This window comes from Bacillus sp. BK450 (genome assembly GCF_004364885.1).
Taxonomy (GTDB): Bacteria; Bacillota; Bacilli; order Bacillales; family Bacillaceae; genus Bacillus; species Bacillus safensis.
Genome location: NZ_SOBQ01000001.1, coordinates 609,308 through 633,583, shown reverse-complemented (window position 1 = coordinate 633,583; position 24,276 = coordinate 609,308). Strand labels below are relative to the sequence as shown.

At 37.2% G+C, this 24,276-nt stretch carries 24 protein-coding genes and 3 pseudogenes; 18 read left to right on the top strand and 9 right to left on the bottom strand.

Annotated features, from left to right (window positions below):
* Positions 1-287 precede the first annotated feature (287 nt).
* Positions 288-1,274, bottom strand: coding sequence for a YhdH/YhfP family quinone oxidoreductase (locus EV579_RS03235; RefSeq protein WP_103132080.1), 987 nt, complete (start codon positions 1,272-1,274; stop codon positions 288-290).
* A 112-nt stretch (positions 1,275-1,386) separates the two neighbouring features.
* Between EV579_RS03235 and EV579_RS03230 the strand changes: the two genes are divergently transcribed.
* On the top strand, positions 1,387-1,806 hold the full coding sequence (locus tag EV579_RS03230) for a MarR family winged helix-turn-helix transcriptional regulator (protein WP_103132079.1): 420 nt from the start codon (positions 1,387-1,389) through the stop codon (positions 1,804-1,806).
* A 355-nt stretch (positions 1,807-2,161) separates the two neighbouring features.
* On the opposite strand, the gene EV579_RS03220 is transcribed toward EV579_RS03230, so the two are convergent.
* Both EV579_RS03220 and EV579_RS03215 read right to left on the bottom strand, forming a co-directional pair.
* Complete coding sequence (locus EV579_RS03220) at positions 2,162-3,103, bottom strand: acetyl-CoA carboxylase carboxyltransferase subunit alpha (RefSeq protein WP_133743933.1); 942 nt, start codon at positions 3,101-3,103, stop codon at positions 2,162-2,164.
* Between the two features lie 32 nt (positions 3,104-3,135).
* On the bottom strand, positions 3,136-3,582 hold the full coding sequence (locus EV579_RS03215) for a MarR family winged helix-turn-helix transcriptional regulator (RefSeq protein ID WP_133743932.1): 447 nt from the start codon (positions 3,580-3,582) through the stop codon (positions 3,136-3,138).
* A 258-nt stretch (positions 3,583-3,840) separates the two neighbouring features.
* Between EV579_RS03215 and EV579_RS03210 the strand changes: the two are divergent.
* The 3 genes and pseudogenes from EV579_RS03210 to EV579_RS18930 all read left to right on the top strand — a co-directional run.
* A pseudogene (locus EV579_RS03210) lies at positions 3,841-4,670 on the top strand (sialate O-acetylesterase).
* A gap of 111 nt (positions 4,671-4,781) precedes the next feature.
* A complete protein-coding gene (gene catA, locus EV579_RS03205) occupies positions 4,782-5,441 on the top strand; it encodes a type A chloramphenicol O-acetyltransferase (protein WP_103132077.1) in 660 nt (219 codons plus the stop codon).
* Positions 5,442-5,560: 119 nt separating this feature from the next.
* Positions 5,561-5,670 (top strand): annotated as a pseudogene (locus EV579_RS18930) (hypothetical protein); the annotation flags it as partial.
* A gap of 172 nt (positions 5,671-5,842) precedes the next feature.
* Here the strand turns inward: EV579_RS18930 and EV579_RS03200 are convergent.
* Both EV579_RS03200 and EV579_RS03195 read right to left on the bottom strand, forming a co-directional pair.
* Positions 5,843-6,694: a MurR/RpiR family transcriptional regulator gene (locus EV579_RS03200; protein WP_133743931.1), complete on the bottom strand. Its 852-nt coding sequence runs from the start codon at positions 6,692-6,694 to the stop codon at positions 5,843-5,845.
* A gap of 209 nt (positions 6,695-6,903) precedes the next feature.
* Positions 6,904-8,280, bottom strand: coding sequence for an aspartate aminotransferase family protein (locus EV579_RS03195; RefSeq protein ID WP_044334615.1), 1,377 nt, complete (start codon positions 8,278-8,280; stop codon positions 6,904-6,906).
* Between the two features lie 368 nt (positions 8,281-8,648).
* Here EV579_RS03195 and EV579_RS19100 point away from each other — a divergent pair.
* The 6 genes and pseudogenes from EV579_RS19100 to EV579_RS03170 all read left to right on the top strand — a co-directional run.
* Positions 8,649-8,756, top strand: a pseudogene (locus tag EV579_RS19100) (response regulator aspartate phosphatase); the annotation flags it as partial.
* A 29-nt stretch (positions 8,757-8,785) separates the two neighbouring features.
* Positions 8,786-9,202: a tetratricopeptide repeat protein gene (locus EV579_RS03190; protein WP_243837379.1), complete on the top strand. Its 417-nt coding sequence runs from the start codon at positions 8,786-8,788 to the stop codon at positions 9,200-9,202.
* 44 nt (positions 9,203-9,246) lie between these two features.
* A complete protein-coding gene (locus EV579_RS03185; protein ID WP_103132076.1) occupies positions 9,247-9,423 on the top strand; it encodes a RapH phosphatase inhibitor in 177 nt (58 codons plus the stop codon).
* A gap of 108 nt (positions 9,424-9,531) precedes the next feature.
* The gene (locus EV579_RS03180; RefSeq protein ID WP_103132075.1) at positions 9,532-10,362 is read left to right on the top strand and encodes an SMI1/KNR4 family protein; all 831 of its coding nucleotides are present in this window, start codon (positions 9,532-9,534) and stop codon (positions 10,360-10,362) included.
* Between the two features lie 426 nt (positions 10,363-10,788).
* A complete protein-coding gene (locus EV579_RS03175) occupies positions 10,789-11,685 on the top strand; it encodes a macrolide 2'-phosphotransferase (protein ID WP_103132074.1) in 897 nt (298 codons plus the stop codon).
* Between the two features lie 201 nt (positions 11,686-11,886).
* Entirely contained in the window at positions 11,887-12,411 is a 525-nt protein-coding gene (locus EV579_RS03170; protein ID WP_133743930.1) for a DinB family protein, read from the top strand.
* Between the two features lie 4 nt (positions 12,412-12,415).
* On the opposite strand, the gene EV579_RS03165 is transcribed toward EV579_RS03170, so the two are convergent.
* The gene (locus EV579_RS03165) at positions 12,416-12,979 is read right to left on the bottom strand and encodes a GNAT family N-acetyltransferase (protein WP_133743929.1); all 564 of its coding nucleotides are present in this window, start codon (positions 12,977-12,979) and stop codon (positions 12,416-12,418) included.
* Between the two features lie 18 nt (positions 12,980-12,997).
* Positions 12,998-13,888 (bottom strand): LysR family transcriptional regulator, encoded by an 891-nt coding sequence (locus EV579_RS03160; RefSeq protein WP_243837378.1) that lies wholly within the window; start codon positions 13,886-13,888, stop codon positions 12,998-13,000.
* Between the two features lie 127 nt (positions 13,889-14,015).
* On the opposite strand from EV579_RS03160, the gene EV579_RS03155 reads away from it, so the two are divergent.
* A complete protein-coding gene (locus tag EV579_RS03155; RefSeq protein ID WP_133743927.1) occupies positions 14,016-15,173 on the top strand; it encodes an MFS transporter in 1,158 nt (385 codons plus the stop codon).
* A 110-nt stretch (positions 15,174-15,283) separates the two neighbouring features.
* Here the strand turns inward: EV579_RS03155 and lpdA are convergent, their stop codons facing one another.
* Entirely contained in the window at positions 15,284-16,678 is a 1,395-nt protein-coding gene (gene lpdA / locus EV579_RS03150; RefSeq protein WP_133743926.1) for a dihydrolipoyl dehydrogenase, read from the bottom strand.
* A gap of 186 nt (positions 16,679-16,864) precedes the next feature.
* Here lpdA and EV579_RS03145 point away from each other — a divergent pair, with 186 nt between their 5' ends.
* From EV579_RS03145 to EV579_RS03130, 4 genes are all read left to right on the top strand, one after another.
* Positions 16,865-17,434, top strand: coding sequence for a TetR/AcrR family transcriptional regulator (locus EV579_RS03145; protein WP_133743925.1), 570 nt, complete (start codon positions 16,865-16,867; stop codon positions 17,432-17,434).
* A 30-nt stretch (positions 17,435-17,464) separates the two neighbouring features.
* Positions 17,465-17,884 carry a GNAT family N-acetyltransferase gene (locus tag EV579_RS03140; RefSeq protein WP_133743924.1) on the top strand — a complete coding sequence of 140 codons (420 nt, stop codon included), beginning with the start codon at positions 17,465-17,467 and terminating at the stop codon, positions 17,882-17,884.
* Positions 17,885-18,013: 129 nt separating this feature from the next.
* The gene (locus EV579_RS03135; protein ID WP_099663169.1) at positions 18,014-19,147 is read left to right on the top strand and encodes a Rap family tetratricopeptide repeat protein; all 1,134 of its coding nucleotides are present in this window, start codon (positions 18,014-18,016) and stop codon (positions 19,145-19,147) included.
* A gap of 371 nt (positions 19,148-19,518) precedes the next feature.
* Positions 19,519-19,968: a GyrI-like domain-containing protein gene (locus EV579_RS03130; RefSeq protein WP_133743923.1), complete on the top strand. Its 450-nt coding sequence runs from the start codon at positions 19,519-19,521 to the stop codon at positions 19,966-19,968.
* Positions 19,969-20,001: 33 nt separating this feature from the next.
* Here EV579_RS03130 and EV579_RS03125 read toward each other — a convergent pair whose 3' ends face one another.
* A complete protein-coding gene (locus tag EV579_RS03125; RefSeq protein WP_133743922.1) occupies positions 20,002-20,370 on the bottom strand; it encodes a YunG family protein in 369 nt (122 codons plus the stop codon).
* A gap of 140 nt (positions 20,371-20,510) precedes the next feature.
* Here EV579_RS03125 and EV579_RS03120 point away from each other — a divergent pair, with 140 nt between their 5' ends.
* The 3 genes from EV579_RS03120 (at position 20,511) to EV579_RS03110 (ending at position 24,124) form a co-directional block, all read left to right on the top strand.
* On the top strand, positions 20,511-21,122 hold the full coding sequence (locus EV579_RS03120; RefSeq protein ID WP_073204831.1) for a hypothetical protein: 612 nt from the start codon (positions 20,511-20,513) through the stop codon (positions 21,120-21,122).
* Positions 21,123-21,294: 172 nt separating this feature from the next.
* Positions 21,295-22,476, top strand: a complete 1,182-nt coding sequence (gene alr, locus EV579_RS03115) for an alanine racemase (protein WP_073204833.1) — start codon at positions 21,295-21,297, stop codon at positions 22,474-22,476.
* Positions 22,477-22,594: 118 nt separating this feature from the next.
* A complete protein-coding gene (locus EV579_RS03110) occupies positions 22,595-24,124 on the top strand; it encodes a Kelch repeat-containing protein (RefSeq protein WP_073204834.1) in 1,530 nt (509 codons plus the stop codon).
* The last annotated feature ends 152 nt before the right edge of the window (positions 24,125-24,276 follow it).

Here is a 24,276-nt window from a genome sequence, read left to right as displayed (position 1 = left end):
TAGCAAGGGTTATTTGTTTTTTTGACAACGAATAAATTTTTGATTGGGGACGAACTTTATCCACCAGATTGTTTCTCAGTATTTTTAGGATGAAAATGATTAAAGTGTTCTGAAGTGTTAAATTATAATTTGTTTGTGACTTGACTATAAATACCTGAGGTTGTTTTAGCACTAGCATGTCCCGCTCTTTTTTGAATAGATGAACCCCACCTGTTTGGGATGGGGTATCTGCATCAATACATTCAATATTTGTCTGGTGTAATTTAAATAAATAAAGTTCGTTTATCTTAATATTTAATAATGGTTCTTCCTAAATGTTGGCCATTTTTAATGGCTTCAATTTTTTCAGGTAAAGTATCGAGAGTAATCTCATTGACTAGAGTCGTTTGGGAGATATTCCATTCGTTTGCTATCTCGTTCCAAATTACTTTGCGTTTATTGATTGGTACATTTACAGAATCGATCCCTAGAAGGTTGATCCCTCTTAGAATAAAAGGTAACACAGTTGTTGTTAATTTAATTCCGCCTGCATTCCCGCACATGCTCATACTTCCACCATAAGAAATTTGAGGAATGATCACAGAAGCCACATCTCCTCCTACGGTATCTAAGACGAAGTCAAATTTTTGCTTGTTTAATGGTTTTATTAGCTCTCCTAACTCGTTTGCAAAAATGATATCAGTTGCTCCTATAGATTTTGCTATATCAACTTGATTATCTTTACGCACTAAAGCAAAAATATTTTTATACCCAATTTTAGATAATAATTGTATAGCAATGCTACCAACTCCACCAGTTGACCCTGTAACGAGTATATTAGGTTGATTTTTCGTACTCATACCATTTTCCTGTAAAGCCATGATCGAAAGAGCTGCGGTAAAGCCTGCTGTTCCAAAAATCATTGCTTCTTTTAAAGTCAAGTTATTTGGCAAAGGAACAATCCAATCCGCAGGTACTCTAGCATATTCAGAAAAACCTCCTGTGTGGCTCATGCCCATAGCGAAACCTGTGACAATCACTTGTTGACCCTCTACGAAACGATTATCTGTTGTATGAACGATAGTTCCACTTAGATCAATTCCAGGAATCATAGGATAGTTACGAATAACACCTCCATTTTTTTGAACAGCCAGCATATCTTTATAATTGATTGAAGAATATGCTACTTTAATTAATACTTCTCCTTCAGATAAATCGTTAACACTTACATTTTGAAGATCATAACTAACTTGATCATTTTTTTCTGTAACTAGAATCGCTTTAAATGAATCCATTGTGTATCTTCCTCTCTAAAAATATATTACAACAAAATATTTCTGATACAAAAGTATTTCAATTAAAAAACTACCATGATATTATAGGTGAAGTCAATGTGGGGGAGATAAAATGGAATTATCAGAGTGCATAAATTTTTTACTAAGTGTTAGTCAAAATAAAGTGTTCAAGTACTTTAGTAAACTTTTAGAGGAAAGTGATTTGACACCCGCTCAATATGGTGTGTTGAACTGTCTGTGGAGAGAGGGCCAGCTATCTCCTAAACAAATTGGAGAACGTGTATATTTAGAAGCCTCAACCGTTTCTGGCATTTTAGATAAAATGCAAAAAGCTGACTTAATTGAACGCACAATAGATCCAAACAATCGAAGAAATATTTTAGTAGAGGCTACTCAAAAATCTTTAGTCATTAGAGATCAAGTTGAAGCAGCAACAATTGAGCTGAACAAGACAGCGCTTCAAAACTTGTCAAATGATGATAAGGTTGTACTAAAGAAAGCATTAAGTACCATTATAAATAATTTTCAATGATGTACTTTTATAAACAAATTTCATATTAAATCCATAAATGTTGTAATTGAAGAATCATTAATGTCGTTTAAACGTGCCCGATGCGATGGCATCATGACTTATTTTGCTTTAGATATGGCTCGGCGACTGAGAGATGGAGAATCTCAAAACATATGGGCAAAATGAAAACAGACCATGCATGGTCTGTTTTTTTATGAAGACGATTTGAGGACATTCAGAAAAAGTATTGATGGAAGAAAATCCTTTTTCATACTGATTTCACACTTTTTAATAGTATCAGCATATTCACTTTAAGAGGTTACTTACAAATTATTTAGAATTTTTTGTAAAAATTCTCCTAAATGTAATATGAACTTTACATATTTTCTATTTGTCTATACTTTTCATATCGCTGTTGTAAAAGCTCTTCCGAGGATAATGGTATCAATTTTTTTAGAGATGATTCGATTACAGATTCAATCATTTTTGCCTGTGATTTTATATCATTTTGTGCTCCACCTTTTATTTCAGGGATGATTTCATCAATAATTCCTAACTGTTTTAAATCTTTTGCCGAAATTTTCATATGTTCAGCAGCTTCTGGAGCATACTTAGCGTCCTTCCATAGGATAGATGCTGCTCCTTCTGGCGAAATGACCGAGTACCATGAATACTCTAACATATGGATATGGTTACCGACACTAATGCCAAGAGCTCCACCACTTGATGCCTCTCCAATTACAATACAAACAATTGGCACTTTAAGAGTAGCCATTTCAAATAGATTTCGAGCTATCGCTTCAGAAATTCCACGTTCTTCAGACCCTTTCCCTGGATAGGCGCCTATTGTATCAATAAATGTAATAATAGGGCGATTAAATTTATCAGCTTGTTTCATCAGTCTTAGCGCTTTTCTATATCCTTCTGGATGAGCCATTCCAAAATTTCTCTCTATATTTTCCTTTGTACTTCTACCTCTTTGATGACCAATAACCGTAACGGGCATTCCTTTAAATTTTGCAATACCACCTATCATTGCTTGATCATCACCATATAATCGATCACCATGAAGTTCGAAAAAGTTTGTAAACAATAAAGGTATATAATCCAATGTCGTGGGCCGGTTACGTAGCCTTGCAATTTGAACTCGTTGAAAAGGTGTAAGATTAGAATAAATTTCATCTTGTATTTTATTTAAACGTTTTTCTAATAAATGAATTTCTGACGATAAATCTACATTATTTTCTTTCATCATTTTCTTTAATTCATCAAATTTCTCTTTTAGTTCAATAATAGGACGTTCAAAATCCAAACTCATTTTATCCTCCAAAGGTTATGATTTACCTCACTCTAATCAAAAGACTTAGAAATAGAATTAATAAATAATTCAAAACCATCCACAACTATTTTTTGTTCTGATTCTGATAAATTATTGAGGATACGTTGATAAAATGTAAGGGATTGTTCTCTTAAACGATTAACAGTAATGTGACCTTTTTCTGTGAGGTGCAGAAAAAGTTCTCTTCTATTTTTTTCATTTACTTCACGATAAACAAGCCCCTTTTTTACTAACTTATCTACCAATCTACTTACAGTTGAAGTCTCTAATCTAAGTTTATTAGATAGTTGCCAAACAGTTAATCTTTCCACCTCTAGTTCCTCTAACGCCATCATTTGAGAAGTTGGTAGAGGTTTTTCAAATGATCCATTCGGCAAATTCTGAGATTCAAAAACACCAGTTAATATAATCATTTTCTTAATATCAGTTCTTAGTTTTAAGGCATCTTCTCTTTTCAAAAAAGTCACCCTCCTTCAATTCATGCATCATACATCAATTGTATTATACATCAATTTGATTTTTTCACAAGCTTAACATAAGCCAATATGACAACATGGACGAGATATTTCTTCTTGTTGAAATGGTTTAAGTGGATTGATCCATAGTCGATCCTCCTGATTGATAGAAGCATCAGGATCTTACACTAAGTAATTTCTGTTTACTATTCTTTCAATAAAAATAGACAAATATGAAACATAAAGAGAGGGGAGAAAGATATGAAGTCATTTTTACTAATTGGACAATCAAATATGGCAGGGCGCGGCTTTAAACATGAGGTACCTCCGATTTATAATGAAAGAATCATGATGCTGCGAAATGGTAGATGGCAAATGATGACTGAACCCATTCATTTTGATAGACCAGTAGCTGGTGTAGGACTAGCGGCTTCCTTTGCGGAGGCTTGGTGTAAGGATCATGAAGAAGAGAAGATTGGTCTTATTCCTTGTGCAGAGGGTGGCAGTTCCATTGATGAGTGGTCGCTGGATGGAGCATTATTTCGTCATGCATTAAGTGAAGCTAAATTTGCAAAGGAAAGTAGCGAATTGGTCGGGATATTATGGCATCAAGGAGAAAGTGACAGCCAAGATGGGAAATACAAAGAATACTATGAAAAAATACTAAGATTATTTAATGAACTAAGAACTGAATTATCCGTACCTAACATTCCGCTTGTAATAGGAGGTTTGGGCGATTTCTTGGGAAAAGTGGCATTTGGCGCAGGATGTATGGAATATCAACTGATCAATGAGGAACTGCAAAAATATGCACATCATCATGAAAATTGTTATTATGTTACTGCCAAAGGCCTTGCACCTAACCCAGACGGAATTCACATCAATGCGATGTCTCAGAGAATATTTGGTATAAGATATTATGAAGCATTTCGAAAAAAGAACATATACATGAACCATTACCAAATGAATATGAGTTAGTGAATGAATGTCATAATAGAATGAATACCTCAGTGGAGAAAACATATATAGCACTAGAAAAGTTCACGTTGGGCAAGATGACTTACGAAGAGTTGCTGAAGGTTTTATCGTAGGCTAAGTGATAGACTGAAACATAATATATATCTTGAAAGGATGATTGTGGTGGTGAAAGCAGATAAATTCTCCTCCTGAATACAAGAAATTACATTCAGGAGGAGATAAAAATGTTTAAACAAATAGATGAAAATTATCCGAGAAAAGAACACTTCCATCATTATACGAAGGTAACCCGATGCTCATATAGCCTGGTGATCGATCTAGACATCACGAAATTGCATGCAATATTAAAAGAAAAAAATCTAAAAGTATATCCTGTGCAAATTTATTTGTTAGCAAGGGCTGTGCAAAAAATACCGGAGTTTCGGATGGATATAGTGAACGATGAACTTGGTCACTGGGATCTTCTAAATCCTAGTTATACGATTCTAAATAAAGAAACAAAGACATTTTCATGTATTTGGACGCCTTATGACGAAAACTTTGCTCAGTTTTATAAAAGCTGTGTAGCGGACATTGAAACTTATAGTAAAAGTAACAAACTATTTCCGAAACCTCATATGCCAGAAAATATGTTCAATATTTCAAGCCTGCCTTGGATTGATTTTACTTCTTTTAACCTTAATGTATCTACAGATGAAACTTATTTACTGCCGATATTTACGTTAGGCAAATTTAAGGTGGAAGAAGGAAAAATCATCTTGCCAGTCGCCATTCAAGTACATCATGCTGTTTGTGACGGCTTTCATGTCGGTCAATATGTGGAATATTTGAAGTGGCTGATAGAACATTGTGAAGAGTGGTTAAACGAGTCATTGTATACTTAATTTTCAAAAGGTGAAAAAGGCAGACTTTTGCAGAGTCTGCTTTTTCTGTTGTGAGAAGAAATGTGTAAAATCATGATTACTCAATTGTTCTTTTTGCGAGAAAAATGAAATAGTAATAAATGATTTGGCAATTCAGTGTACCTGATGCAGAGATTTTGAAAGATAAGGTAGAACAAGGAATTGAACGAACGGAGGAAAATCAAGATTTACTGATTTACTGATTTACTATTAACTAATGTGTTTTCGCCATCAGCGAAATACAACAATGGAGGATTTGAATAGAAATACAATTTCTCAAAACGTATAGACAAATTTAAAACGACCCTGCATGGTCTGTTTTTTGGAGGCCGAATTTATAAAGTAATGTTTTTTGATTTGTTTACATTTTTATTATGTAAGATTTATTTTTTATAGAAAACATCGAGTTTTTCCCATATTTCTTCAAGTGCATCTAACTTATAATTGAAATCACCTTCTTTTTCCTTTCCTACTGATATAACGAGGGCATTTATTAAACTAAGTGGTGCAGCGAAAGAGTCAATAAAAGTTGGCATCTGACTAGATGCTGTTAATGGTATTTCTGCGAAAGGAATAAGAGGTGATAATAAATTATCTGTTATAGCAATAGTCGTTGCTTCTTTTTCCCTTGCATATTCAAAAACCTGTATTGTACTTTTCGTATATCTTGAAAAGCTGATACCAATGACCAGATCATTTTTATTTAAATCATACAAACGTTCTGATACTGTTTCAATTGAATGAATAAGTTCAACTTCTTCTAGTAAAAATTGCAAATAATATTGTAAAAATACACCTAAGGCTTTAGCACTTCTGTTCGCAACTATATATACTCTTTTAGAATGTTTAAGACTGTCTACTGCACGTTTAAACATATCTAAATCTAATCTTTCAAAGGTTGATTTAATGTTCGATATATCATCTAAAAAGATGTCATATACCCCTTGATCTTCATCACGATATATTTCCTGAGAAATTTTTAATCTCTCGGTAGTTGTTAACTGTTGTTGAGCAGAATTTTGCATAAATTGTTGTAATTCTGGATAACCCTTATAACCTAAAAAAGTAGCAAACCGTATCACAGTGGCATGGCTAACCTCTGTCATTTTTGCCAATTTATCTGCTGTTAAAAAAGGAACCGTATTAGGGTTTGCTAAAATATATTCAGCAATTTTCACATGCGCTTTACTCATTTTAGGCATCTGTTCCGCTATGTATTGATATATATCTTTCATCTTAAAGTTTCCTCCTTATTATTAAGATGAGTGATGGATTTTTATGATAAACCAAATATATTGTCCAAAATGACCCTTCAGAGCATACACGCATCTTTAAACTATTTTTGCATACAGCATTTATGTTACAAAACAAATTATCCAAAGAAGAGCTATAGCAGTTTCTAAGTATACATTGATATAGCTCTTCCTTCCAATAAACTTTCCTCTTATTTATTTAACACAAGTTTAATTGCTTCATCATGGGCTGCAACTGTATGTTGAATATCTTTTTCCGTATGAACAACTGACATAGAATAACGGTTAAGTGGTTTTGTGTATACCCCTAAATGTAACAACTCGTAATCAATTCGTTTTCGTAATTTTGTATCTGCCTTCATCATGTCACGATAGTTTTTAATATCTCCTTTTCCAAGTATAATATTAAAAATGCTGCCCATCCCAATCGTTTGCATTGATAAACCATGTGATTGGTATAATTTTTCTAGCTGACTTCTTAATAGGTCGGTATTTGCAAATAGTTTTTTCATTGTACCTTCTTGTTCAAGCACATTAATTGTGGCCAGCCCTGCTGCAAGTATAGTTGGATGACCATTGTAAGTCCCGCTATGATATAAAGGAGTTTGTTTGGCCGTATTTTTTTCTCCTGCTGTTAAAATATCACGACTTCCTATAGCAGAGCTAATCATCATGATTTCTTTCTTACCACCAATAGCTCCCACGGGGAATCCTCCACCAAGAACCTTCCCTAAAGCAGTGATATCAGGTTTAATCCCATAAACTTTTTGTGCGCCACCTAGTGATACCCTAAATCCTGTTTTTACTTCATCAAAAATTAATACAATATCTAATTCTTCCGTAATCTTACGTAGACCTGTCATAAAATCTTGATCAGCTGGAATAAATCCACCTTGGATGGGTTCTAAAATGACACATGCTAACTTATGAGCATGTGCTCTTAAAATTTTCTCTGATGCTTCCAAGTCATTAAAAGGTAAAATCACTGTGTTCTCAAGATAGTAATCTGGTAAACCTCGGGATTCTCCTATTGCTTTAGGAGCTGTAGCATCTCCGGATTCATCTATATCAGGATTAACACTGACGAGTACTTGATCATATCCACCGTGATAATGACCTTCAAATTTTGCGATTTTTTGTTTTCCTGTGTATGCAACTGCAGTGCGAATAGCTAAAAGTGTTGCCTCTAACCCGGAATTAGTATAACGAACCATATCAATACCAGGATATAGTTCAACTAATTTTTCTGCCATAGTTGTTTCCATTTTATGAGGTGTACCAAAAATAGTTGTCCCAGACTCCATCATTTGCTTTGTTACAGCGTTAAAGACTTGCTGATGTCCATGGCCTAAGATGAGGGCGCCATAACATAAAAGATAATCAATGTATTCATTTCCGTCTACATCAAAAAGTTTACTACCGTTTCCTTTTTCCATCATCAATGGGTGAGGGCTAAAATATTTTATATTTGCTGTTACTCCACCAGGAATTACTTCACATGCTTTTTTAAATAGTTCTGCAGATGTTTGAGCATTGGCTGATAATAATGAACTTTCTTGACTAGACATAAAGATAACCTCCAAATGTGTTATATGTATAAGAAATTAATATTTCTTTATGTATTTTATCATGAAATATATATTTCTCAAGATGCGATAATAATTTTATCATGACAAATTTCTAATTAGCCGCAGACTTATACAAGTTTGCTTTTTTTATTGTTTGAGAAAATTGTAAAAGTGCTAAGTAAATGATGTGTGTGTGTAAAATCATGTTCTGTTTCTCGATTGTTCTTTTTGCGGTTTCTTTTCGGTGCTTTGTCATCTCTTGTATGTGATAATAAATGTAATATAAAGGAATTTATTGGAAGGGGAATAAGGGATGGGAGAAAGTGATTTCTTCACATGTTGGTGTGAAAATAAATGAATGGTATAAAATGATTCGGCAATTCAGTGTACCTGATACAGAGATTTTGAAAGCTGAAGTCGAACGGGAAATAGAGCGAATAGAAGAGGATCAAGACCTACTCATTTATTATCAGCTTTTTCTATAGCAGAAGAGCTCGCCGATAATATGTTAATTGCTAAAATTCTATTGAACATAGCGAATACATATGATCAACAACAAAAGTACACTGAAGCAATCATACGCTACAGAGAAGTTTTAGACATTATTACACCACGAAGTATTGATATAAAACCAATCACCCTATTTAGTTTAAGTTGGTCGTTGTATAAGTCTAGTCAACATGATGAAGCCGCTCCACTCGTAGAAGATGGTCTTAAGTGCTCCTTAGAGAGAAATGATTCGTTGTGTTTGATGTTATTTAAAGCTTTAAAAGCGATTTATATAAATGCTAATGAGAAAACCATTCAAGAAGTGCTAGATTATTTTGAGGAAAAGCAACTATATGTCTATGTCGAGGCATTTGCTCAAATTATAGGATTATCTTCTGTAAAAAAGGGGGACTTTGAAAAAGCTGCCGAATAAGGCTCTTAAAGCTCAAAATGATATTCAAAAAGGAGAGTGTCTGTATGATTATTAAAAAATTACTAGTCATTGTATCCATTGTATTGTTAAGTGTTTCAACAGCAGAAACTTTGAAAATCATTGAAACAAAATCAATTAGGAATACAACAATGGAGGAACAACAAAAATCAAATCGAAATACGACTATCATTGATCGAAATACAACCTCTGAAAACGTATAGACAAGATTAAAACAGACTTTAATAGTCTGTTTTTTTATGAAGTAGAATGGCAAATGAATAGTTGGTCAATGTTATACTTATCTCTATAGATATAGGGAGGCATCCACTTTGAAACCTTTTTGGGAGAAAGAAGAAGCGAGTCCTTTCACGTTAGAAAAGATAGATGAGGAAAAAATTCGTGAAGCAGAGGGAAGACTTGGTGTCGCTTTACCTGATACATATAAAAAGCTCATCTTAGAATGGAATGGTGGCTTTACAGTTCGTAATGCGTTTCCAACGGAACAACCGAATTCATGGGCTGAGGATCATGTTCAATTTGACCATCTAAGAGGAATCGCCAAAGATGATGGCATCATGAATAGTTCCCAGTTAAGTGATGAATTGGAGCTGCCGGAGGGACTTGTGATCATCAGCGGAGAGGAAGATACATGGATCGCAATGGATTATCGAGAAACGAATGGACACCCGCCTATTCACTATTTTGATTTAGAAATGGGAGTCGATTTTAAGCTGGCGGATACTTTCGATGATTTTATTGAGCAGTTATATACAGCTGAAGATGTGATGGTCGAGGTAGTAGAGATTGATGAGGAATCCTCGGATTTGTATGTCAGTAAAGAAGAGCTTGAACAAATTTTTGAGAGACAAGACCTTCGTCAGCAGAATCTTTTTAAAATGGCACATTATCCGATGGAAGAAATTGAAGAGATTGAATGGTTTTTCGACCGTATGAAACAATGCATCCAACCGATAAAAGATCAACATGTTTTGAATGAAGCAGCGACAACGATTCACTCCATCCTTCTGTTAAACCCGGATATGCCAAGGAATGACCGTATCAATCAAGAGCTGAAAGAAATAGCGGAGTTTCTAGAAAATAGTGGTGAGCCTAATACCGCTTTTTTGGGAGAAGACATTCATCCAGTGAAAAAAAGATAGTGAAAGAATAAAAGCCCCTGAAAAAGGGTTTCTTTTTGTAATCTTATTGAAAGTCATATTTAAATAAAGTATAGTAGCTTTTATATGACAAAGAGGAGGATGGTTAAAGATGATGCATGCAGGAAGATTACGCCAGCAAACTTTGAACAATCAGTAATTTTATATGTTCAAAGGCTCTGTTTTCATCAAACGGAGTAAACGGGGTAGTCTGCACATTTTTAATGATCTTCAGCGGGAAAGTATGCAATTTCACTAGAAGACAGGCAGATAATTGTTCTGTCTTTTTTGTATGTTTTTATAATACAAAGAAAGGCATAAGTCTAGCTTTGTTTACTCTGACCACATAAAGTAGCCTTTTGTGGTTTTTTGTGATGATATTAATGATGCCTATTGATCATGATTAAATGAGCAATTGGAGGAATGAATATGAATAGACTAGAATTAAAGCAGTTAGCCAATCATCACGGATTAGATATTTCAGAGAATACCGTCAAAATAAATGAATCAGGTGTTGATTTCCGTGTCGCACATGTCAAAGATTTTCATGGTGATCAATGGATATTAAGAGTGCCTCGCAGACCTGAATCAATGAAACATACTTTACAAGAAAAAAAGACATTAGATCATATGAGTAAGCAGGTTCAATTTCAGGTCCCTCAGTGGTCTATCTTTACAGAAAGTCTGATTGCTTATAAACAATTAGAGGGGGTACCGGCGGCTAGTATTGATGTGGAGAAGCAATCGTATGTGTGGAGTTTTGACCAAACGAATGTACCGCACGCCTATTACGAATCATTAGGAAGAGTTCTAGCGAATGTACATTCCTTAGATCAACAGCCTTTTAAAACAATCGGTGTGGAGATGCTCAGTGCTCATGAATTAAGAGGATCAATGAAACAGCGAATGGAACGTGTCAAATCGCAATACACCATTAACAGCGATTTATGGGAGCGCTGGCAAGATTGGCTAGCTAAAGATTCTTTATGGCCGCCTTTCGTGGGAGTGAAGCATGGAGATTTGCATCCTGGCCACATTCTGATTGATGAAAATCAATGTGTGACGGGTGTGATTGATTGGTCTGAAGTGGGGATTGGTGATGTATCTGTAGACTTTTTGTCGCATCAGCTTCTCTTTGGGAAAGAAGGGTTAACAAAACTTATCCATGCGTATGAAAAAGCAGGCGGGAGAACTTGGCCAGGAATGGATGAACATATAATAGAACTTCTGACGACAAGTGCGATCACTGTGGCCGAGTACGCACAGAGATCAGGATTGAAAGATATGCATGAAACTGCAGCGTACATGTTGGCAAACGAGAGCTAATCAATCAGAACGAATCCAAAAAAAGCCCCTGAAAAGTGCTTTTTTTAATCTAATTCATGAAAAAAATGTTTGAGTTGATCGATCAAATGATCCATAGTCAAAGAAAATAAAAGGCATAAGCACCTTTATCTGTCTTGAGGTATGAGTTACAATCTATCCAAAATCCATTAGAATAAAGAAAATGGATAAAGGAGCAACCACATGAATTTCAATTTAAATGAAGCTTTGGATATGCTGAGTCGAACTCCTCACACGTTAGAAAGTCTTTTGTCGGGTTTATCGAAGGATTGGCTTCACAGCAGTGAAGGGGAGGGAACGTGGAATCCGATTGAAGTCATTGAGCATTTGATTGAAGCAGAAAAATTCAATTGGATTCCTCGATTAAATGTGATTCTTGCTGATGGAGAGAATACACCATTTCCTGCGTTTGACCGATACTCTCATTTGAACCAATCTGAAAGACAGATAGAGCAAGCACTATCTGAGTTTCAGCATGTGCGGATGGAGAATGTGGCATACATTCAACGCATGACACAATCAGGCCTTGATTTAGAGAAAAAGGGCGTCCATCCGGAGTTTGGGGTCGTGCAAGTGAGCGAATTACTTTCTGCGTGGGTTGTCCATGACTTCACACATATGTCCCAGATTGTTCGGGTCATGGCGGAACGATATCGAGCCGATGTGGGCCCGTGGAGCGCTTATTTAGGAATTTTGAATAGGAAATAAATGTTTAATGACGCCTAGCGGCCCACTCAGATTGAAGCATGGCATATTGGTATTCATCGACCCAATGCCCCTTCGACATATAATTTTGCAGCAAATGTCCTTCGCGTCTCATTTCTAAACGTTCCAGCACTCGAATGGATTTTTCGTTGCGCACATCTGTAAAGGCAATGATTTTATGTTTGTTCAGTGTCATAAAAATATATTCGAAGATTGAACTGAGAGCTTCATGAATATAGCCCATTCCTTGGTATTCAGGCGCGAGTGTAAAACCTATTTCAACAATTCTTGGCTCACTGTCAAGCGTATGAATGGCGCAATCTCCTATCAGCTGATTGGAGTCAGATAAGGCAATTGCGTATTGAAACCACGTCCCCGGTTGATTAGGTTTTTGTGTCATTTGATGTTGAACAAATGATTCAGCATCTTCGTATGTGTAGTTTTCCCAAGATTGAAATTTTGCTATAGAAGGATTTGCTCGATATTGATAAAATGCTTCAATATCCTGTCTATCAAATTGGCGAATAACAACCCGGTTTGTTCTTGTAAATATGCTGTTTGCATTCTTCATGTGTTTACCTCACTTTTTTTAGTTTGTTCTTGATTTGAAAAAGTCTATCAGCCATTCAGATAGCTGCTGTTGTGCTTTGCTGACAAATCGATCTGCATAATAAATTAATTCCAAGTGACGGACAGGTGCTGGCTCAGCAATAGGAATCGAAACAATATTGGGCCACGTCGAATGTTGTTTTAGTAATCCTCTTGGCTGAATGGTTGCGCCGATTCCCGCTTCAACCAGCTGCAATAGCGAAGATGCAGACCCAACCTCCATGGCAGTGTCCAGTTCAACACCCTGTTCTTTACATACGTCATCTACTAAATCCCTTCCTAGATATCCCTTTGGATACATGACCAACGCATGCTGAGCCAGCTCTTTTAATGTCACTTCACTTTTTTGGGCCAAATCACTTTCTGAATGAACAAATAATTCGTAAGGCTCACTTCCAAGTGGAATTTGAACGAGCCGTTTATCCGCAGGCCCTCGCAGCCCGATGCCGAGATCTACTTTATGCGAAAGGACTTCATCACGAACGAAAATATTTGAATATGCCTTCAGATTGGTTTCGGGGTAAAGTGTTTTAAATTCTACAAAAAGTGGCACCAGCTGAAAATCAAGATCGGAGGGGAGTACTGCGAGACGAACGGTTCCTCGTTTTTCTGATAATAGTTCTTTCATCGCATTTTTTGCATCTCTTTCAGCTTGAAGCATTTTCATGCCATATTGATAAAGAAGCGAACCAGCTTCGGTGGCCACGACTTTTTTGCCGATTCGATCAAAGAGCGGCATCCCAACTTCTGCTTCAAGCAGTCGAATTTGCTGGCTAAGTGTAGGCTGTGATATGCCTAGCTGCTCAGCAGCCTTTGTAAAATGCAAATGATGATATACAGCCATAAAATAGGTAATATGCCGGGTATCCATTTGTCCTCCTTTCATAAACGATAGTCTTTTCCTATCATCATAATACGATTTATTGTATTGATCAATGAATGCAGCAGATTTATACTCAAAGTAACCTTAACAAGATGAGAGAGAAAGAAGGGTATTGATGAAAAAAATATATTATTTAGCCGCTTTATTTTTAGCGGCATTAAACTTACGTCCGATCATTACTTCCGTAGCTTCCATGATGAGCATGATCCAATCGGAGCTTGGCGTAAACGCACTGACAGCAAGTCTTTTGACCACTTTGCCTGTACTTTGTATGGGGGTATTTGCTCCTGTTGCGACGATACTCAGCCGGCGTTTTGGTTTAGAAAGAACGCTGTTTTTCTCAATTCTGCTTATCACGATTGCCACCGCACTGCGTGGTACAAGCCAATCGGTTGCTATCCTTCTCATGACTGCGTTTGCAGGAGGGATAGGGATTAGCTTTGCGGGTCCTTTATTGTCTAGTTTTATTAAAAAATATTTCCCGAGAAATCCTGGTATCGTCAGTGTGTATTCAATTTCGATGACAATAGGTGCAGCGCTCGCTTCCGGCTTCACCATTCCGATTTATCTGCGCAGTCAGCATCATCTTCCATTTGCATTGTCCTGCTGGGCTATTCTAGGGGTGATTGCCCTTATTCTATGGGTAGGTTTAGCTCGCAGATATGAGCAGAGTGACCTTGTAACCTTGCCGTTAAAATTGCCGCTGAGAAATAAAAAGGCCATTCAATTCACCTTGTTCTTTGGCTTTATGTCCAGTATGTTTTATTCTTTGACGGCATGGATTTCACCGATTGCTCTTAGCTTTGGAAACAGTCCGCAATATGCTGCCATGCTTCTGACCATATTTACACTCATTCAGATACCGGTGGCACTACTCGTTCCAGCGGTCGTTACTCGATTAGGAAAACCGAAATTATTTCTCATCTTATGCAGTCTGTCTGAACTCATTGGGCTTATCATTCTTCTTCTGCCAATGCCGATCTTGCCAGCCGTCATTTTCCTAGGTATGGGTGCAGGTGGATTATTTCCTTTAGCGCTTATGCTCCCGATTATGGAGACGAGTACTCCGGAGGAAGCTGGGACCTGGTCCGCGATGTCGCAGATGGGCGGGTACATCGTGGGTGGATTCGGTCCGTTTTTCATAGGTTTGGTTTTCGATCTAAGCGGACATTTTTATGCTTCCATTGTGGCAATGCTTGTCATCGTCATGCTGATGATTGGCGTTCAGTTATCCATGAATCTCGGTAAAAAACGCGAAGTGGGATCCAATTAAAGATCAATTGATCGGCTCTTTTATATAATTGCACAATGGAAATCGCCATAGCCTATTCCTAAATAAATAGGCTATGGCGATTATTTTTTTAGAAGCTGCACCTGAACCATTTATCGTGCAAGATATTTTTCAACTTTACGGGTGGCCATTTCTGCAGCTTCCATGATCATTTCACCTAATGTTGGGTGAGGATGAATCGTCATTGCTAAATCTTCTGCTGTAGCGCCAATTTCTATAGAGAGTGCTAGTTCTGATATAAGAGTAGATGCTTCAGCACCTACGATTTGTGCCCCTAGAATAAGACCAGATTCAGCATGGGCTACAATCTTCACAAAACCTTCTGGTTCTTTTAATGCAAGCGCTCGGCCATTAATGGAGAACATTGCTTTCCCAATGACAGTCGGAATGGATTGTTGCTTGCAATCTGTTTCGCTTAGTCCAACACTCGCCAATTCTGGACTTGAAAAAACAACAAGTGGGATCGCTTTATAATCTATAATAGAAGGTTTACCAGCGATTGCCTCTGCTGCAACCTTCGCTTCATAGGAAGCTTTATGAGCCAGAGCAGGACCCTCGGTGATATCACCAATCGCATATATGTGCGGGATGGATGTTCTGCATTGTTCATCAATTTCAATACGTCCGTGAGGGGGAATAGACAACCCGATAGAATCAAGACCTAATGTTCCATCTGTATTCGGTTTTCTTCCGACAGTAATTAGGGCATATTCCGCTTTCACCGTGTAGCTTTCTTTCTGTTTCTCATAATGAAGATCAATTCCGCTCATATGCTGCTCGGCATCTGTGACGTTTGCTCCTGTAATCAGCGTGATGTTATCTTCTTTCAATTGACGAACGACAGGCGAGACAAGTTCACTTTCAAAGCCAGGCAATACTTGATTGCCACCTTCCAAGATGGTGACTTTTGTTCCAAATCTTGCAAACATCTGCCCTAGTTCAACACCAATATACCCGCCCCCAACTACGACAAGGCTTTTAGGGGTCTCGGGAAGGGAGAGTGCTTCAGTTGAAGACAATATACGACCTCCGAAAGGGAGTGATTTAATTTCAATTGGACGGGAGCCGGTTGCTAGTATAAGGTGTTTGAAGTTGATTCGCTTCTCACCTTTTGCAGAATGTTGAATGACCGCTGTATGCTGATCGATCAAGCTGGCCTCGCCTTCCAGTATGGTAACTCCCGCTGACTTTAACAAAAATTGGACGCCTCCCGCTTGTTTTTCCACAACAGCTTTTTTGAACGCTTGAGCTTCCTTGAAAGAGCCGCCTTCTTGAAAACCACCCCATTGTGTGCGGAGTTTGAACCGCTCTGCTTCTGCTATTAGCGCCTTAGAAGGGATACAGCCTACATGGGTGCATACTCCACCTAACTGATCACGCTCTACAATCGCTGTCTTCATGCCGAGATGAGCTGAACGTAATGCAGCCACGTAGCCTCCCGGACCTGATCCAATTACTAATGTATCTACTGTTTCTAAATGAATCATTTCTTGCACCTCCGCTTTTAAAATATGATGTTCATAATATATTATAGTCATCATATTTTGGAGAAGTCAATTCCATTTGAGTGAGGAAAGATGGTTTCCAGTCAATTGACACATGATAATATGATGAATATAATATTTTGATAAATACACTTAGAAAGAGTTAAAGTGAAGGAGGGGAGTGAGAAAATGCCTTATCCGAAAGGTCATAAGTCAAAAGTGAGAGAGCAAATCATTGCAAGTGCTGCACGAGCATTTCGAACAAATGGCATTCGTAATATTAGTTTGCCATTTATTATGAAAGGGGCAGGTCTAACTCATGGAGGGTTTTATGCTCACTTTAAGAACAAGGATCAGTTGGTCATAGAGACTTTTCATTTTGCTATTAATGATACGATCAAGCTGCTGCAAAGTGTTGCAGACAAGAAAGCAGACCAGCCTCGAATTCAGACGATCATTGAATTCTATTTAAGTTCTGTTCACCGCGATCAGACGGAGGTCGGTTGTATACTGCCTGCGCTCGCAGGGGAGATTTCTCAATTATCGCATGAGGTACAAAAAGCCTATACAGATGAATTGAAACGATTTATGATGTTTATAGCTGATGCAGGAAACATAGATCTCTCTAAGAGTTACGCACTAGTAAGCAGCATGATTGGTACAATCGCTCTTGCACGTGCTGTCAATGATTCGCATTTCAGTGATCAATTGTTACTGGCAGGGATAATGCAGGCAAAACGCGTTCTAGAGGAGAATTAACATTCAAATAAAAACATAGGGGATGTTGCGATGTTGATTAGAGAAGCAAGCATAGAAGATTATCCAGAATTAAGACAAATCTATTTAGAATCCCGACGCCAGAGCTTTCACTGGCTCAATCCAGAAGAACTCAATCTGCAAGATTTTGATCAAGATACGCAGGAAGAGCAAATTTTCTTAGCTGAGGAGAACAATAAAATCCTCGGCTTCATTTCTCTATATGTACCAGATCGTTTTATTCACCTCTTGTTTGTACATCCAGAAACTGCGGGCCAAGGGGCAGGCGATCTGCTGCTCAAACAAGCGATAAAAGTTTTGGGAACACCGGTCACCCTCAAATGCGTCTCCGAAAATCACAAAGCTTTATCTTTTTATCAAAAAAGAGGGTGGAAGGCTGTTGTAGAAGAAGGAGAACCTGGGGCGGAATACTGGGTGCTTATTTATGAATAGAAGTCTTTTTATCTTATCATTCACAGGGCCCTTTATAGGGCTTTTTTGCGGTTTCTTTTCGGTGTCGAATGGTTCATAAAATGATAATATATGTCATTATAGGGAAAATAGAGGAAGGGGTAGGGGCTGATGGAGAAAGTGCTTTCTTCTCACGTCGGTTTGAAAATCAATGAATGGTATTATCATATTCAAAGATTTAACGTACCGGACGCCGAAGCATATAAAGAGGAAATCAAATCAATGCTTGATCATATGGAAGAAAATCAAGATTTATTATTGTATTTCTCACTCATGGAGTTCAGACATAAATTAATGCTTGATTACTTGAATCCTTTAGAAAATGGGAAAGAGCGGGCCAACTTCAAGGAGCTCGCAATGAAGATCAAAAGGGACCAAGAGAAATTAACAGGATTACTCGAGTATTACTTCAATTTTTTCTACGGCATGTATGAATTTGAAAACTATGAATACCTAAATGCGATTACCTTCTATAAACGGGCAGAAAAAAAGCTGTCTCTTGTCAGTGACGATATTGAACGGGCCGAGTTCAATTACAAGATGGCTGAAATCTATTACCACATGAAACAAACCCACATGTCCATGCACCATATCGCACAGGCGATAGAATGTTATCGAGAAAAAGATACATACACTGTAAGAGAAATACAATGTTCTTTTGTAATCGGATTGAACTATATAGATATGGGCTGCCCCGAAAAAGCAATACCCCATTTTCAACACGCACTAGAAAAAGCCGCCGACAACTCAACAAAACGATTAAAAGGATCAGCACTCTATAATTTAGGGTTGAGTTATTTTCATCATAACGACCTTTCAATGGCAATTAAATATTTTAATGAATCTATTCATTCGTTTAAAGAACAAGGTTATGAGCATTTAAACAAAATTCTTGATCCGCTGGTCATGTTGACAAAATCATACTTTAAAAATGATCAGAGTGATTTAGGTTTATATGCATTAAACTATGGGTTTGAATTAGCTGAAAAATTAAAGGATGATATTTTTATAAATACATTCATTATGTTGAAATCACTATATATAGATAACAATGTGAATCGTATAACAGAGTCAATGGCTTATTTGGAATCAAAGTCTTTTTTTGCAAATCTTGAAGATTTAGCGAAAGATGCAGCGAAGCATTATAATAAAGCAGGAGATATAGAACGCTCAAACGAATTTTATGAGAAGATTCTATATTTCCAACACCAAATTAAAAGGGGAGACTGTCTTTATGAAATTTAAGTCAGTAGCAACCGTATTTATAATTGTCAGTGTGTTAGGTGCTTTTAGCTATGTTTCGTCAAACGATATCCATAATGAAGCCCAAAGAGGACATACATCTAGTATCGGTTATTTTGCTTAAACTAAAAAAGCCTTTTCAATGGCTTTTTTAGTTTTCAATGTGCTAAGCCTCAAAAAAATGAATCGTAATAGAAAGTGAGCGGCCGTTGTCCGTTCTTTTTTATTTTAAAGATTCAAATCTTGAAAAAATATGTATTTTCCATCATACATTCAATTATTTTTAATATCCTACTGCATTATATTTTAAAGGATGTTACCGTTGGTTGTAAGGAATGATTGGCCAGTCTTCCAATAAAAATTGGAGGGAAATCATGAATGACAAAATTGAAATGTTAACGAATATGAAAATGGTGTATATGAGAAATATAGGATCATATGGCAGCAAAGAGAATTTTGAGATGATGAAGAGATTTAAAAAATGGATCAAGCAACATCATTTAAATGATGAATTAAAGGAATATGGTATATATGGTGTTCTTCAAGATGATCCTGAGAAAATAACATCAGAAAGATGCAGATACGATCTCATGCTTATGACAAATAGAGATTTCTCAAAAGATCAAATGGTTCAGACTGGTCATTTTGAAGGGGGAACGTATGCTGTGTTTACAGTGACACATACAACCGAAAAAGTGAATTTGTTCTGGAGACAATTGCCCCAAATGATCCAAAACAATCAATTGAACATGCGTCAGGAACCTATCATAGAGCGATATAGAGAAGAAGAAGGCGTGTGTGAGTTCTTACTACCTATCTTTTAAACACTTTATCGAACTGCAATGAAAACAGACCTCTTATGGTCTGTTTTCATGATAATATATGTTTAAATATTCTACGACTCGCTCCTTTAAATAACGATACTGATCCTCATTCGTATCTTGAAATGCTTCTTCTCGATTTGAAGGTACATCCATATAAACGATTTCCTCAGAGAATTGTGAAGAAGTAAAGTCGATTCTTGTTCCATTCACTACGTTGTAAAAATGCCATCCATTGGGTAATGCAGTTTTGTTTATTTTTCCGCCTAAAAGATCATGTACGACTAAAGAAGTGACGCCACATTGTCCGTTTGCCGGGTTGTCTTTACTCCATTTTGAACTAGATTGAGAAGACCATGCTTTAAAAAGAGCATCAATGATTTCGTCTGTCGTGTAGAGGTTCATCATAAAAATCCTTTCTATTTAAAAAGTGAAATGAATGTAGTATCTGTTTAGTCTATAGTAGATTTTTTTTCAATCAAAATCCAGATATACTATGGCTAAACCAATATAACAATGAAGATTCATGACAGGAGGAGCTCGGTGTGGTATTTATCATAGGTATTGTAATCGCTTATATTGTTGCTATTTTAGGCTTTACTGTTTTCGTAGATGTAGGGAATGGGTTGGGGACGGCTCTCAGCATCATCGGGGGAATGGTCATTTTATTCATAGCTGGTAGATTGCAAAGACAAAAAGAAAAGAATGATCCAAACATATTATTAGATAAAATGATGATGCTTTTTCAAGAAGACGGTTTTCAGGCTTCAACATACATCTTTTCGCAAAATGTGGATAAAGGCTTTGCGATTGATGATGTGCGAAAGGTCATGCGCTTTATTACACATCAACCTGGCAGCTCATCTCGAAAATTCAGGTTTGATGTTACTGAGCTTTCCATGAAAGAGTTGAAACAAGTTGACATGTTAGAAGATGGTGTGCCGATTGAACAATCTGTTGAGAGTGATAATAATGAAGAGATCTCGACACTTGAATTGAGATTAACTATGAATGATCAGGAATCATCAACGATCACGCTCACCTTTCTGGCTTTTGATGTGCCTGTTCGTAAGAGTGACGCCGAATATTTGACTGAACGAGAAAATCTGAAGGAGATTTATCATGAAATTGATTCAATGATGAAATCTGCGGTTTAATAAATGACTGTCCCATAAAGAAGAAATCACCATTTGAGGTGGTTTCTTTTTTATGTCCATCAAGACAAAAGCTGGTTCAATCATTGCGGTTGAATGTTTTTCTCAAAAATGAATAAAGATAGACTAGACACGAAAACGAACATTGATATCGAAATGACTGGAGGAAACATACATGCAAAAGCTTTGCAGGGAAGTCTGGATCGAGGTCAATCTTGACGCGATTAAAAGAAATATCGAAGCCATTCAAGCGCATATTCCAAGGAAAAGCAAGATCATGGCTGTCGTAAAGGCGAATGCTTATGGACACGGTTCAGTTGAAGTAGCGAGGCAGGCACTAGAAAGCGGTGCGACAGAGCTTGCGGTTGCCAGCTTGGAAGAAGGCATTGTATTGCGGAGAGCAAAAATTGAAGCACCGATTCTGGTCCTTGGATTTACCCCGCTCGACTGTGTGAAAAGGGCTGCAGCCTGGAGAATTGACCTATCCGGCCTTCGAGAAGACTGGATTGTTCAAGCAAATGAGATCTTAGAGGAAGAAGAAAGTCAGCATCGCCTTGGGATTCATGTCAATGTTGACACAGGGATGGGACGATTAGGTGTACGGACAAAGGAAGAGCTGTTAGAGGTGGTGGAGGCGCTTGAAAAGAGTGAAAACCTGAGGTGGGATGGAATATTTACGCATTTCTCCACTGCGGATGAGCCTGACCCTGATTTCACACTGCTGCAGCACAGCATTTTTATTGATTTTCTTCGTTTCTTAAAAAAACAAGGCATTACACTGCCGACAGTACATATGAACAATACAGCGGCTGCCATCGCATTTCCTGAATTTAGCGCAGATATGATTCGGCTCGGCATCGGATTATATGGACTGTACCCTTCGCAATACATTGAGAGTTTAGACGCTGTTAAGCTGGAGCCCGCTCTCAGTTTAAAAGCAAGGATTGCATTCGTGAAGGAAATGGTGACAAAGCCAAGGACCGTCAGCTATGGGGCAACCTATGTAGCAAAACCTGATGAAGTAATAGCAACCATACCAATCGGTTATGCAGATGGGTACTCACGAGCATTATCCAATCGAGGATTTATGCTTTTCCGTGGAAAACGAATGCCGATTGCTGGCCGCGTCACCATGGATATGACGATGATCAGTTTAGGAGAAATGAAAGCAAAGCAAGGCGAAGAAGTTGTTATTTACGGCCGTCAAAAGGGCGGAGAAATTTCTGTCGATGAAATCGCCGAAATGCTCAATACGATCAACTACGAAGTCATCGCCACCTTAAGCCGCCGCGTCCCAAGATTTTACCGTCGAGGCGGAAAGATTATTAAAATATCAACGCCGGTGATGTATGTGTGAGGGTAAATAACAGGTGCAATTTGAGGATATTTGTTCTGGTGTACAATGATAAAAATTAAATTTTATTACAAATATGTCGATAAAAGGAGGGATATTTAAGATTTGGAGGAATGAAATAATGAAAAAAGGTTTATTCTTAGTGCTTTTGACCATTTTTATGATGGTCACAATTCATCCGTTAAAAGCTCATGCTGCTGAAACAAATGGGTGGACGAAGCGAGCGGACTTACCGGAAGAGCGTATCGGAGCAAGTGTAGGAGTAGTTGAGGGGAAAATATATGTATTCGGTGGAGCAAGTCAGCAGTCTAAATTCAACAATTCGACATATATGTATGATCCTAAAACTGATTTGTGGTCAGAAAAAGCAAGTATGCCTAGATTAAGAACAGGAGCTGCCTACGCAACAGTAGGTAAAAAAATCTATGTTATTGGCGGTCTTACTGATACAACTAAAACAGTTCACAAAACCATCGATGTTTATGATACGGAACTAGATCAATGGACAGAAGAACCGATTCAGATGCCTGAGAAATTTATATATACATCCTATATAAATGGTTCCTTAAGAGCAGTTACAGTTGGAGAAAAAATTTTTATAGTGGCATCTTTATCAAGCTCTCAAGTAAATTTTTACTCCTATGATACGGTAAGTGGAGAGTGGGAAAGCTTAGATAATTCTCAATTAACTTCTCGTCAAGGGAGAAGTATTGCAGAGATAAATGGAAAGTTATACATTGCTGGTGGTGAGGCTAATGTTAGCCGAACGAATGATAAAGATATTTTAGAATATGATATGACGCTAGGGAAGTGGCAACGCTTAAAGGATATTCAATTAAATTCTTTTGCTTATGAAGCTGCATATGCGACATACAATCATAAATTATTTATGATTGGTGGTCAGAGAATTGGAGATAGATCGAGTAAATTATTAAAACAAGTCCAGATATTTGATCCACAAACTAGTCAAGTCCAAGATTCTTTATATGAAATCCCTGAAGGTAGAGTTGGATCTGTGGCAGTTATTGCTGATGATCAATTATATGTTATTGGTGGAAGAGATTATGCTGAATCAATTGGTAGTTATTCTGTCAAAAACAATTTTAAATCTGTAATCTCAATTTCATTAAAAGATCTTCAAAAAGTGTCTAAGGATCAGGATGAAACAAAACCAGGTGATGGAACAAGCGAAGAACCGAAAGATCAAGACGGGACAAAGCCAGATGATGGCACAACCGAAGAACCAAAAGATCAGGACGGGACAAAGCCAGGTGACGGCACAACTGAAGAACCGAAAGATCAGGACGGAACGAAGCCAGGTGACGGCACAACCGAAGAACCAAAAGATCAAGACGGAACAAAGCCAGGTGACGGCACAACCGAAGAACCAAAGGATCAAGACGGAACAAAACCTGGTGAAGAAGCAACAAAAGGTATACTTTCAATTACGATGATAAATGGGCTTCAAAAGGATTATTTGCTTTCAATGAAAGAAATCAACGATTTTTTTAACTGGTATAAAGAAAGAAGTTTTGGAATTGGGATGAATTTCTATGAAATCAATGATGAACATAATAAAGGACCTTTCACAAGTAAGAAGGATTACGTCGTGTACCAAAATATCTTAATGTTTGATATCAAACAATACTGATATTCATAAATTGTAAAGCTGCTGATAATAGATCAGCAGCTTTTATTTTGATAAAATTGTTAAAATTAGGATCAACGTCATGAAAAAAATGCGGTATTTTTTAAAAAATCTGCTAAACATCCTATAAACACATCCGATAATAGAATTGTCAG